An 11,982-nucleotide genomic window follows, 5' to 3' on the forward strand; every position below is an offset into this window, starting at 1 on the left:
CGTCCACCGGCCCATTCGCCGGATCGAGGTGGGAGCAGTGGTCTAGGCTGGTCCGTATGAGGCATGCGAAGATCGTGGCAACACTCGGACCAGCACAGACATCCTACGAAGACATGCGGGCGCTCCTCGACGAGGGGATGAACGTGGCGCGCTTCAACATGAGCCACGGCACGCACGCAGACCATGAGGAGCGGCTGGGCTGGCTGCGCCGGGCGTCGGAGGACGCAGCGCAGCCCGTCGCCGTCCTGCTCGACCTGCAGGGGCCGAAGATCCGGGTCGGCACGTTCGCGGACGGGCGGAAGCCCACCCTCGTCGAAGGGGCGCGCTTCACCATCACCACACGTCAGGTCGACGGGACCGGGGAAGTCGTCGGCACGTCGTACAAGGGACTGCCGGGGGATGTGCAGCCCGGCGACCCCCTTCTCATCGACGACGGTCGGATCCGCCTCCGGGCGCTCGAGGTGACGGAGACGGACATCATCACGGAGGTGGAGATCCCCGGACGGATCTCCGACCACAAGGGCATCAACCTGCCGGGCGTGGCCGTGTCCGTCCCGGCGATGACCGAGAAGGACCATGAAGACCTGCGCTGGGGGCTGCGAAACGGTGCGGACTGGGTGGCGCTCAGCTTCGTCCGCGGCCCGGAGGACGTGCTCGAGGTCCGGCGGGTCATGGAGGAAGCAGGGGTGAGCGCCCCGGTCATGGCCAAACTGGAGAAGCCTCAGGCGATCGACCGTCTGCGGGACATCGTCGCCGCGTTCGACGGGATCATGGTGGCCCGCGGTGATCTGGGTGTGGAACTGCCCCTCGAGCACGTCCCGATCGTGCAGAAGCGGGCGATCGAGGTCGCCAGGCGGCAGGCGAAGCCCGTCATCGTCGCCACGCAGATGCTCGAATCGATGATCGACGCCCCCAGACCCACACGGGCGGAGGCCAGTGACTGCGCGAACGCCGTACTCGACGGGGCGGACGCGCTCATGCTGTCGGGGGAGTCGTCCATCGGCTCGCACTGGTTGGAGTCGGTGCGGACGATGGCGCGCATCATCGAGTCGACGGAGCGGGAGGGCCTCGAGCGGATCCCGTCGCTCGGCAGCACCCCGCACACGCGGGGCGGTGCGATCACCGCGGCAGCAGCGCAGATCGCCGAACAGCTGAACATCGACCTGCTGTGCACCTTCACCCAGTCCGGTGACTCCGTCCGGCGGATGTCGCGGTTGCGCCAGCGGCGGCCGATCATCGCGTTCACCCCGGATCCTCGTGTGCGGAATCAGATGGAGCTCAGCTGGGGCGTGCGGACGCACCTGGTGCGGACCGTCCACCACACGGATCAGATGGCACGTCAGGTGGACAAGGTGCTCCTCAGCTTCGGCGAGGGTGAGGACGGACAGCTCTGCGTCATCGTCGCCGGGTCGCCTCCCGGCATCGTCGGGTCGACGAATGCCCTGCGTGTCCACGTGCTGGGCGATGCGCTGCGGGGTACCGCCGCTGCGTACCGGGACGAGGTGGACGACGACGGGATCTGATGCCCGACCCGCAGTCTGAGGCGGAGCCGACGGTGACGAGGACCGGGCGGCGATGAGACGTCTGTGGTGAAGAGAAGCGGGTGGTGCGTGCTCCAGTGGGAGCAGGCACCACCCGCTTCTTCTGCCCGTTCGTCCGAGGAACGGCTGCGTGCCGGATGAGGGACTCGAACCCTCACACCCGAAGGCGGCGCATTTTGAGTGCGCTGCGTCTACCGTTTCCGCCAATCCGGCCCAGGGGAGAGTGTAGTCGACGCGCACACGGACCGTGCGCACCCTGTGCGGTCCGAACGGCCCGTGCGAGCCGTTGTGGACGGGTGCGTCGAACGGCACACCCCCACCCGCCGTGCTCTGCGGGGGAACCGGCGGTACGATGGGGCGCGTGACCGATAACGAAGAGACCCCCAGCACCGAACAGGGACCCGTCCGGCGCGTCGTCGTGGCGGAGGACGAGGCCGTCATCCGGCTCGACATCGTGGAGATGCTTCGCGAGGTCGGCTACGACGTCGTCGGAGAGGCGGCGGACGGTGAGTCCGCGATCCGTCTCGCGGAGGAACTGCGGCCCGATCTCGTGGTGATGGACATCAAGATGCCCGTCCTCGACGGGATCTCCGCCGCCGAGCGGATTGCGAAGGCGCGGATCGCGCCGGTCGTCCTGCTCACCGCTTTCTCGCAGAAGGAGCTCGTCGAGCGGGCGCGTGACGCGGGTGCGATGGCCTATGTCGTCAAGCCGTTCTCCGCGAACGACCTCCTGCCGGCGCTTGAGATCGCGCTGTCCCGCCACGCGGAGATCACGGCCCTCGAATCGGAGATCTCCGATCTCACCGACCGGTTCGAGACGCGGAAGCTCGTCGAACGGGCGAAGGGCCTCCTCATCTCCTCGATGGGGCTCACGGAGCCGGAGGCGTTCCGCTGGATCCAGAAGACGTCGATGGATCGTCGCCTCACGATGCGCGAAGTCGCGGAGACGGTGCTCAACCAGATCGGCTCCGCCAAGCAGTGAGCCCTCACCGCCGGCAGTCCTGACGGCCGCACCGCGACGGCGCAGCCGTCAGGACTGCTGGAGGACCATGTTCGAGATGCGGACGATCGACAGGAGTCGGTCGTCCGCATCAGTCATTCTCACCTCGTGGTTGAAGAGGCGGCGGCCGCCGTGCAGCACCTGGGCACGTGCGTGCACCGTCCCCGCGGTGATGGACCGCAGGTGGGTCGCGTTGAGATCGACACCGACGACCGGTGCGCCGGTGCGGACGGCGGCGTGCATCGAGGCCAGCGTCTCCGCGATGACGACGTGTCCGCCCCCGTGGAAGAGGCCTGCGGGCTGGAGGTTGCCCTCAACGGGGCAGGTCCCCTCGATCCAGTCCCAGCCGACCGCCGTGATGTCGATGCCCATCCTCTCGACGAGGGTGCCCGCGGGCTGCTCCCACTGCTCGACGAGACGGGCGTACGCCGCTTCGTCCATGTCTGGTGCCAGTGCGGGGAGCGCAGGGCGCTGAGTCATCGTCTCTCCTGGTGATGGGCGGGACTGCGGGAGTGGAGCGCGGCCGGACCGCTCGTGACCCGGCTGTGCTCGGGTCCACTGTAGCGATCCGCTCCCCGGTAGTCTGGGAGGGTGAGCACAGAGACCAGTTCCCAGACCGATGCATCGATCCTCCTCATCGACGGCCACTCGATGGCCTACCGGGCGTACCACGCACTCCCGCCGGAGAAGTTCCAGACGGCGACGGGGCAGACGACGAACGCGGTGTTCGGCTTCGTCTCGATGCTGCTGACTGCGATCGACGCGGAGCAGCCCACCCATATCATCGTCGCGTTCGACCGCGGTCGTCCGCAGTTCCGGCTCGACGAGCACCCGGGGTACAAGGCCGGGCGGGCGAAGACGCCGCCGGATTTCCACGGCCAGGTCGAGCTCATCGAGGACGTGCTGGCGACGCTGCACATCCCGGTCGTCGGATTCCCCGGTGTGGAGGCCGACGACGTGCTCGCGACGCTCGCACGGCTGGCGGAGGATGCCGGGGTGGAGGCTCGCATCGCGTCGGGTGACAAGGACGCCTTCCAGCTCGTGCGGCCCGGTGTGACGGTCCTCTATCCGCGCAGGGGCATGACGGATCTGGACCGGATGACACCCGAGGCGGTCGAGGAGAAGTACGGGGTCACACCGGCCCAGTACCGCGGTCAGGCCGCACTGGTGGGGGAGAAGGCGGACAACCTCCCCGGAGTGCCTGGCGTGGGACCGAAGACGGCCGCGAAGTGGCTCACGACGTACGGCGACCTCGACGGGATCCTCGCCCACGCGGATGACATCAAGGGCAAGGCGGGGGAGAACCTCCGTGCCCATCTGGACGACGTCGCCCGCAACTACCGGATCAATCGCCTGCTGGACGACGTGGAGCTCCCGCTGGGGATCGCGGACGGTCTGCGCCGTTCGCCGGACCGCGACGCGATGAGCAACCTCTTCGACCAGCTCGAGTTCGCGGTGCTGGGCCGTCGTGCCGAGGCCCTGTTCGGCTCCGATGTGGACGGGACCGCGACAGCCGAGGCCTCCGTCCCGGAGGCCGAACGCCTCGACTCGGCAGGACTGCCGGGTGTGCTGGGGGACATCCCCGCAGCGGCCTGGGTCGCGCTCGCGACGGATGCGACGTACGCGCTGGGTCAGGGGACTGTGGACCTGCTCGCACTCGCGGTGGGCGAGAACCTGTACGACGTGGACCTCACGTCCCTTGACGCCCCCGCGGTCGATGCTCTGACCGGGTTCCTCGCGGACCACCCGCGGATCGCGGCACATGATGCGAAGCCCCAGCTCAAGGCGCTGTGGGATGCAGGATTCGCCGGGGTGCAGATCCACTGGGACACACAGCTGGCCGGCTACCTGATCGAACCCGACAGGCGCAGCCACGACCTCGGCGACCTCGCGGTGACTCACCTGGGCGGCGCCCTCCCGGCGGCGACGGAGGATGACGCCGCGGCGCAGGTCGCCGCGCAGGCCTGGGCGGTTGCCGAACTCCGCCCGGTGCTCGCGGAGGCGCTGGAGGACAACCGGCTCACGCGGATCATGGAGGAGATCGAGGTACCGGTCCTCGGCATCCTCGCCCGCATGGAGACGCGCGGCATCGCGGTGGACAGGCAGCGACTCGATGCCCTCGCGGAGGAGTTCCGGGCGCAGGCCGACGCCAGCAAGGAGGCCGCATACGCCGCGATCGGTCACGAGGTGAACCTCGGCTCGCCCAAGCAGCTGCAGGAGGTCCTCTTCGACGAGCTCGACATGCCGAAGACGAAGCGCACGAAGACCGGCTACACGACGGACGCGGCAGCGCTCGCGGACCTCTACGCGAAGACGGAGCACCCGTTCCTCGCACACCTGCTCGCCCACCGTGACCGCACGAAGCTCAGCCAGACCGTCGTCGGCCTGGAGAAGACCATCGCGGACGACGACCGCATCCACACCACGTATCTGCAGACGATCGCCGCGACCGGGCGCCTGTCGTCGAAGGACCCGAACCTGCAGAACATCCCCGTCCGCACCGAGGCGGGCCGTCGCATCCGCGAGGTCTTCGTCCCCGGGGAGGGGAAGGACGCGCTCATGACCGCCGACTACTCCCAGATCGAGATGCGCATCATGGCGCACCTGTCCGGCGACCCGTCGCTCATCAGCGCGTTCCGTGCAGGGGAGGACCTCCACGCGTACGTCGGCGCCCAGGTGTTCGGCGTCGAGACGTCGGAGGTCACCACCGAGCTCCGTTCGAAGGTCAAGGCGATGTCCTACGGGCTCGTGTACGGGCTGTCCGCGTACGGACTCGCGCAGCAGCTCGCGATCGGGGTCGAGGAGGCCCGAGGTCTCATGGAGGGATACTTCGCACGGTTCGGATCCGTGCGGGACTATCTGTCGACCGTGGTCGAAGAGGCGCGTCAGCGCGGATACACGGAGACGATGGACGGGCGGCGCCGCTACCTGCCGGCTCTGCAGTCCGATCGCCGCCAGATGCGGGAGATGGCGGAGCGGGCCGCGCTCAACGCGCCGATCCAGGGCAGTGCCGCGGACATCATGAAGAAGGCGATGATCCGGGTCGACGAGGGCATCCGCGAAGCCGGCCTCGTGAGCCGCGTGCTCCTGCAGGTGCACGACGAGATCATCGTCGAACTGTCCGCGGGGGAGCACGACGCGGTCGCGGAGATCGTCCAGCGGGAGATGGCCGGTGCCGGAACGCTCACCGTACCGCTCGAGGTGAATGTGGGCATCGGCCAGAGCTGGCAGGACGCGGCCCACTGATGGTCGGGCGCGGGCCACTCACCGGGAGCGGCGGCCCGCGCCCCACGATCAGGCGCGCAGGCGCGTGGAGAAGATCGTGGTACCGGGCATGAGCCTGCCCCGCAGCGGCGACCAGCCGCCCCACGACGATTCGTTGTCGTCGGGCCACTCGGGCTCCGTGAGGCCCGTGAGCTCGAATCCCGCATCGACGAGCAGGCGCACCCAGTCGCCCATCGTCCGATGATGCTCCGCGTAGACCGGCTGCCCGCTGCCGTCCACCTCGACGTAGGGGGTCCGGTCGAAGTACGAGTATTCGACCGTGAGCCCGGCCTCACCGGGGACGTCGGGGAACATCCAGCGCAGCGGGTGGGTGACGGAGAACACCCACAGGCCGCCTGGCCTCAGGACCCGCGCAGCCTCTGCGAGCACCGTCTCCGCGTCCTTGACGAACGGCAGCGCACCGTAGGAGGAGAAGGCGATGTCGAAGCTGCCCGACGGGAAGGGCAGCGAGCGCGCATCGGCCTGCAGGAACGTGGGCGGGATCGCCCCGTCCGCGAGCGGGTGCTCACGCTGCAGGCGCGACGCCTGCTCGAGCATCCCGGACGACAGGTCCACCCCGGTCGTGAGCGCGCCGTGCTCCGCGAGCCATCGGGAGCACTGCCCCGCCCCGCAGCCGATCTCCAGCACCTGCTTGCGATCGACGTCGCCCAGCAGGCCGATGTCGTCCTCGTGGACCCCTTCGGGGCACCACACGAATTCCGAGGCGCCGAGGAAGCTCCCGTGCTCCGCGAGGTACTCCTCCGCGGATCCGTCCCAGTAGGACCGGTTGGCGCGCACGGACTCCTCTTCGCCGATCGACAGATAACCGCCGCTGATGATCTCCGGAGAGTACTCTCCCTCGCTCACGTGCACCCCTTGCTGGTCGCGTTCGCCCTCGTCCGCCGGCATCCTCCCGCGTGCGCGGGACGGTTTTCGGCTGCGGGTGGGCGACCGCTGTCGTCTATGGTTGATTTCCTGCGGCAGAGCGTGCGTTCGCACCCTCCGTGGTGCTAGCATATTGGACTGTATGCACATCGTGCGCTGTAATCCGAACACCAGAGTAACAATGCGAGCGGCATCATCAGCGGCGAGCACCGGTGCGGGTGACGGCACGATGGGCTGCAGACAATCATCCATCACGAGACCGTGTCCCCGCTCCTCAGGGATCGCGGGCCACATTCCATCTACGGAGTCCCTTACGTAATGACCACCACCACGCCTGGCTCGGCGCAGCAGAAGCAGGTCGCCGTCAACGACATCGGCACCTCCGAGGATTTCCTCGCGGCCGTCGACGAAACCATCAAGTACTTCAACGACGGCGATATCGTTGAAGGCACCGTCGTGAAGGTTGACCGCGATGAGGTGCTCGTCGACATCGGTTACAAGACCGAAGGCGTCATCCTCTCCCGCGAACTCTCGATCAAGCACGACGTCGACCCCTCCGAGGTCGTCGAAGTCGGAGACGACATCGAAGCCCTCGTCCTCACGAAGGAGGACAAGGACGGCCGTCTGATGCTCTCCAAGAAGCGTGCGCAGTACGAGCGCGCGTGGGGCGACATCGAGCGCATCAAGGACGAGGACGGGGTCGTCACGGGCACCGTCATCGAGGTCGTCAAGGGCGGCCTCATCGTCGACATCGGACTGCGCGGCTTCCTGCCCGCCTCCCTCGTCGAGATGCGGCGCGTGCGGGACCTCGCACCGTACATCGGCCAGCAGGTCGAGGCGAAGATCATCGAGCTCGACAAGAACCGCAACAACGTCGTCCTGTCCCGCCGTGCGTGGCTCGAGCAGACGCAGTCCGCGGTCCGTCACGACTTCCTGCAGACCCTCCAGAAGGGCCAGGTCCGTCCGGGCGTCGTCTCCTCGATCGTCAACTTCGGTGCGTTCGTGGACCTCGGCGGTGTGGACGGCCTCGTCCACGTCTCCGAACTCTCGTGGAAGCACATCGAGCACCCCAGTGAGGTCGTCGCCGTGGGCGACGAGGTCACGGTCGAGGTGCTCGACGTCGACATGGACCGCGAACGGGTCTCCCTGTCGCTCAAGGCGACGCAGGAGGACCCGTGGCAGCACTTCGCCCGGACCCACGTCATCGGTCAGATCGTGCCGGGCAAGGTCACGAAGCTGGTTCCGTTCGGTGCGTTCGTACGCGTCGAGGACGGCATCGAGGGCCTCGTCCACATCTCGGAGCTCGCTGTGCGCCACATCGATCTGCCCGAGCAGGTCGTGGGCGTCGACGAGACGATCTACGTGAAGGTCATCGACATCGACCTGGACCGCCGTCGGATCTCGCTGTCGCTCAAGCAGGCGAACGAGGGTGTCGATCCGGAGGCGGAGGAGTTCCTGGACCCCGCGCTCTACGGCATGCTGCAGGAGTACGACGAGGACGGGAACTACAAGTACCCGGAGGGCTTCGACCCGGAGACCAACGAGTGGCTCGAAGGCTACGAGACCCAGCGCGAAGACTGGGAGGCGCAGTACGCCGCCGCCCAGCACCACTGGGAAGAGCACAAGAAGCAGGTCCTGAAGGCGATCTCCGCGGACGCAGAGGCTGCTGCTTCGACGTCCGTCAGCTCGGAGTCCGCTCCGTCGGCCGGATCGTACGCCAGCGAATCCCCAGCGGATTCGGGCACGCTCGCCAGCGACGAAGCACTTGCGGCTCTGCGCGAGAAGCTCGCCGGCAGCTGAGCTGCTGACGCACTGACTCGGATCCATTGATCAGAGCGCACGAGGACTCCCGGACTGCGGTCCGGGAGTCCTCTTCTTCTCTCCCCGCGGTTCGAGCCCCCCTGCGCACGCGGCTGCGGCCGTGGCTGCTCTTCCTCGCGGTTCTCCTCGCGTGCTCGATCCTCACATTCCGCGGGATCGTCGTGGACCCGGGATCCCGTGTGTACGCAGAGAACGACGACACGTCGCTGTTCATCTGGTGGTTCGCGAACGGGGCGGACGCGGTCGCGTCGCTGTTCGGCTTCGGCTCGGAAGCCTCTGGCTTCCTCTACACCGCTCAGATGAACGCCCCGGACGGGGTCAACGGCGCGTGGAACACGAGCGTGCTGGGCCTCGCAGTGCCGTTGGCGCCGATCACCTGGCTGTGGGGGCCGGTCGTCGCCTACACCGTCGCGATCATGTGCTCTCCGGTGGTGGCGGCTCTGGCCGCCGCTGCGTTCCTCACCCGGTTCACGGATCACCTGCCGGCGTTCGCCGGAGCGGCACTCTACGGCTTCTCCCCGTACCTCATCGCACAGGCGGGCGGTCACCTGAACCTGAGCTTCGCAGTGCTGCCCCCACTCGTGGCGGCCTTCCTCTGGACAGCCGCCACCGGTCCCTCCGGAGGTCCGCTGCGCGCCCGCGTGGCCGCGCTCGCGCCCTGGGGGATCCTGCTGGGCGGCGTGATCGGGTGGCAGTTCTACATGTCGACGGAACTGCTGGCGGGCACATTCCTGGCAGCGGTCGTCGCAGTTGTGGCCGTGGTCGCGGTGCTGCGCCGTCGCCTGGTCCCGCGACTGCTGCCGGCCCTGCTCGCCAGTCTGGGGGCGGTGGTGACCGCTCTGCTGCTGGCCGCCCCCCTGCTCATGACCATGGCCCGGGCACCGAACGCGCCCTCGGGTGCGATCCGTCCGCACGGTGTGTGGAACAACGACCTCGCTGATCCCGTCGTCCCGACAGCTGTGACCCCGTTCGGGGGAGTGGCTCGGGAGATCCCGCGAGCGATGCCCATCGATGCGGCTGAGATCGGCGGATACGTGTCCCTCGCGTGGCTCGTCGTGGCGGCCTGGGCAGCGCTGCAGCATCGGTCGAGTGCCCGGCACGGGCTGCTGGTGCGTGTGCTCGTCCTCACCGGGGTGGGTGCGTGGCTGCTCTCGATGGGTTCGCCGCTGCGCGCGTTCGGCACGGAGATCCCGGTCCCGGGCCCCTTCCGGATCGTCGAACAGGTGCCCGTCCTCATGAACATCCTGCCGATGCGCCTGAGCGTCCACGTCACACTGGTGCTCAGTGCTCTCACCGCCGTGCTGCTGCATCACGCCGTGAGGAGAATCGACGGGAGTCTGCTCGCCGGCAGGCGGGGGGCCGCACAGCGGCCCGTCGCTGGAGGATCCGTGCGGCAGACCGTCGGGCCGATCGTCGCGGTCCTCGCGACCGTCCTCCTCATCGCCCCGGTCGGGGTTCCGCACCGGGACGTGACGATCCCGCGGTTCTTCACGGGCGATGCTGTGCGATCAGTGCTGCCGGCGGGCGCGGTCGCCAAGGCTCTGCCGACGCCTCGCGCGGTCGCGGAGGCCGACTACGCTCAGGCGATGGTGTGGCAGGCAGTGTCGGGGATGCACTACCGCGAGACCGGTGGCTACTTCATCGGCGGCACCGACGACCACGACGTGATCTACCAGTCGCTCCTGGACCCCCTCGACCAGTTCCTCCGGCAGAAGGAGGGGCAGAGCGTCGAGGAGTTCGATCCCCGCGCCGTCGAGGACGCAGTGCGCGGGGTCCGGTCGGGTGGCACGGACTTCCTGCTCATCCCGGAGCAGGCGCCGCTGCTGGGGTGGCCGGCGGACAGACTCGCCCGGGCGCTCGCGGAGACTCCTGGCTGCTCCGCGCAGCTCGTCGAAGACGTCTGGGTCGTGGACCTGCGGGGGATCGACGAGGAGGACGCGTAGTCTGAGGACCATGGGATCCTCGATCGGCACACAGCAGGCGAACGGCCCCCTCGTCCTGGGACTCACGGGCGGCATCGGGGCCGGCAAATCGACGGTCGCTGCACTCTTCCGCAGCCGTGGGGCGGGCGTGGTCGATGCGGACGCCATCGCGCGGGAGGTCGTCGAACCGGGGGAACCGGCACTCGCCGCACTCGCCGCAGAGTTCGGCGAAGGAGTGCTCACGGAGGGAGGCACGCTCGACCGTGCCGCCCTCGCCTCGCTCGCCTTCGCAGATCCGGAGCGCACTGCTGCGCTCAATGCGATCATGCACCCCGCGATCGGAGACCGAACGACTGTGAGGCTCGCGGAGCTGGGCGACCATGACGTCGTGGTCCACGATGTGCCCCTGCTGGTGGAGAACGGGATGACCGGCCGCTATCACCTCAGCGTGCTCGTCGACGTGCCCGCACACATCCGCCTCGCACGGCTCACGACGACGCGCGGGCTTGATCCCGACGACGCGCAGCGCCGGATCCGCGCGCAGGCCGACGACGACGCACGATACCTCGCCTGCGACGTCCTGCTCGACAACTCGACCTCGCCGGATGAGCTCGAAGCACGCTTCGCGCAGCTGTGGAAGGAGAGGATCGACCCGTTCCGCCGCAACCGGGCGAACGGCGTCCCCGCATCGGGCGCCTCGGTCGGGCCTGCGGAGATGACGGACCGCGCACAGGAAGCAGCCGGTGCACGACTGCTCGCGCGCATCGAGCACGCGGCCGCCGAAGCGGGCCTCCACGTCAGCGGAACGTCCTCACCCGGGCCGAGCGGAGTGCAGATCGCGCTGGCGGAACCGGGTCCCGCCGCTGCCGCAGACGCCCCGGCATCGAGGGCTCCTGACTCGTCAGCACAGCTGTCCCAGGTCCTCGCCGATGTGGGCTTCGCCCCGGTCCGCGGAGCCCACGGACGCTATGCGAACACCGATCCCGGACGCCCCGCGATCGTGACGATGCGCGACGCCAGGACGTCTTGACGCTCAGCGCAGGGACGCGCTGAGCTCGACCGGCACACCCTTGAGCGCACGGGAGACAGGGCAGTCCTTCTTCGCCTTCTCGGCCACGGTGCGGAAGTCGGATTCGGCCATCCCGGGGACGACGCCCACGACGTAGAGGTGCACTCCCGTGATGCCGTCCGCGGGGGAGAAGGTGACGTCCGCCCCGGTCGACAGCTCGTCCGGCGGGGATCCCTGCGAGGTCAGCGCGTTCGACAGTGCCATCGAGAAGCACGCGGAGTGCGCCGCGCCCAGCAGCTCTTCGGGCGTCGTCGAACCGCCGGTGCCCTCTGCACGGGCGGCCCACGTGACGCCCAGGGTGCCTGCTCCCGAGCTGTCGAGGGCCACCGTGCCGCTTCCTTCCGGCAGGCTGCCGCGCCAGACCGTGTGTGCTTTCGAGACCGTTTCCATTCGCGCCTCCCGCGGGTGTCGGATCGTCTGTTCCCTGGAGAGTCTAGGGCGGCGACACCGGGGGGAGCGAACACCAGGAGCGCAGCGGCG

General features: G+C 68.7%; 9 protein-coding genes and 1 tRNA gene. 6 read left to right on the forward strand and 4 right to left on the reverse strand.

The features are described 5' to 3' along the window. Positions 1–56 precede the first annotated feature (56 nt). Positions 57–1,523, forward strand: coding sequence for a pyruvate kinase (pyk, locus tag JFC09_RS06840; protein WP_198393236.1), 1,467 nt, complete (start codon positions 57–59; stop codon positions 1,521–1,523). Between the two features lie 149 nt (positions 1,524–1,672). Here the strand turns inward: pyk and JFC09_RS06845 are convergent. Continuing rightward, positions 1,673–1,754, reverse strand: a tRNA-Leu gene (locus tag JFC09_RS06845). 139 nt (positions 1,755–1,893) lie between these two features. Between JFC09_RS06845 and JFC09_RS06850 the strand changes: the two genes are divergently transcribed. Continuing rightward, entirely contained in the window at positions 1,894–2,523 is a 630-nt protein-coding gene (locus JFC09_RS06850; protein ID WP_408610944.1) for an ANTAR domain-containing response regulator, read from the forward strand. A 48-nt stretch (positions 2,524–2,571) separates the two neighbouring features. Here the strand turns inward: JFC09_RS06850 and JFC09_RS06855 are convergent, their stop codons facing one another. Then, entirely contained in the window at positions 2,572–3,021 is a 450-nt protein-coding gene (locus JFC09_RS06855; protein WP_198393238.1) for a PaaI family thioesterase, read from the reverse strand. Positions 3,022–3,132: 111 nt separating this feature from the next. Between JFC09_RS06855 and polA the strand changes: the two genes are divergently transcribed. After that, entirely contained in the window at positions 3,133–5,787 is a 2,655-nt protein-coding gene (polA, locus tag JFC09_RS06860; protein ID WP_332839682.1) for a DNA polymerase I, read from the forward strand. Positions 5,788–5,835: 48 nt separating this feature from the next. Here polA and JFC09_RS06865 read toward each other — a convergent pair whose 3' ends face one another. After that, positions 5,836–6,672, reverse strand: a complete 837-nt coding sequence (locus JFC09_RS06865; protein ID WP_198393239.1) for a class I SAM-dependent methyltransferase — start codon at positions 6,670–6,672, stop codon at positions 5,836–5,838. Between the two features lie 336 nt (positions 6,673–7,008). On the opposite strand from JFC09_RS06865, the gene rpsA reads away from it, so the two are divergent. Genes rpsA through coaE form a run of 3 tightly spaced genes read left to right on the forward strand, consistent with a single transcriptional unit; the run spans position 7,009 to position 11,463 of the window. Next, positions 7,009–8,490, forward strand: a complete 1,482-nt coding sequence (gene rpsA / locus JFC09_RS06870; RefSeq protein ID WP_198393240.1) for a 30S ribosomal protein S1 — start codon at positions 7,009–7,011, stop codon at positions 8,488–8,490. A gap of 26 nt (positions 8,491–8,516) precedes the next feature. Further along, complete coding sequence (locus JFC09_RS06875; RefSeq protein WP_198393241.1) at positions 8,517–10,454, forward strand: hypothetical protein; 1,938 nt, start codon at positions 8,517–8,519, stop codon at positions 10,452–10,454. Between the two features lie 10 nt (positions 10,455–10,464). Next, entirely contained in the window at positions 10,465–11,463 is a 999-nt protein-coding gene (gene coaE, locus JFC09_RS06880) for a dephospho-CoA kinase (protein ID WP_198393242.1), read from the forward strand. A gap of 3 nt (positions 11,464–11,466) precedes the next feature. On the opposite strand, the gene JFC09_RS06885 is transcribed toward coaE, so the two are convergent. Beyond that, the gene (locus JFC09_RS06885) at positions 11,467–11,892 is read right to left on the reverse strand and encodes an OsmC family peroxiredoxin (RefSeq protein ID WP_198393243.1); all 426 of its coding nucleotides are present in this window, start codon (positions 11,890–11,892) and stop codon (positions 11,467–11,469) included. Positions 11,893–11,982 lie beyond the last annotated feature (90 nt).

Origin of the sequence: Brevibacterium yomogidense, from assembly GCF_016107685.1 — a bacterium.
GTDB lineage: Bacteria > Actinomycetota > Actinomycetes > Actinomycetales > Brevibacteriaceae > Brevibacterium > Brevibacterium yomogidense.

Coding starts and splice junctions, on each gene's coding strand:
- pyk (WP_198393236.1), top strand. CDS start 57: ATGAGGCATGCGAAGATCGTGGCAACACTCGGACCAGCACAGACATCC.
- JFC09_RS06850 (WP_408610944.1), top strand. CDS start 1,894: ATGGGGCGCGTGACCGATAACGAAGAGACCCCCAGCACCGAACAGGGA.
- JFC09_RS06855 (WP_198393238.1), bottom strand. CDS start 3,021: ATGACTCAGCGCCCTGCGCTCCCCGCACTGGCACCAGACATGGACGAA.
- rpsA (WP_198393240.1), top strand. CDS start 7,009: ATGACCACCACCACGCCTGGCTCGGCGCAGCAGAAGCAGGTCGCCGTC.
- coaE (WP_198393242.1), top strand. CDS start 10,465: ATGGGATCCTCGATCGGCACACAGCAGGCGAACGGCCCCCTCGTCCTG.
- JFC09_RS06885 (WP_198393243.1), bottom strand. CDS start 11,892: ATGGAAACGGTCTCGAAAGCACACACGGTCTGGCGCGGCAGCCTGCCG.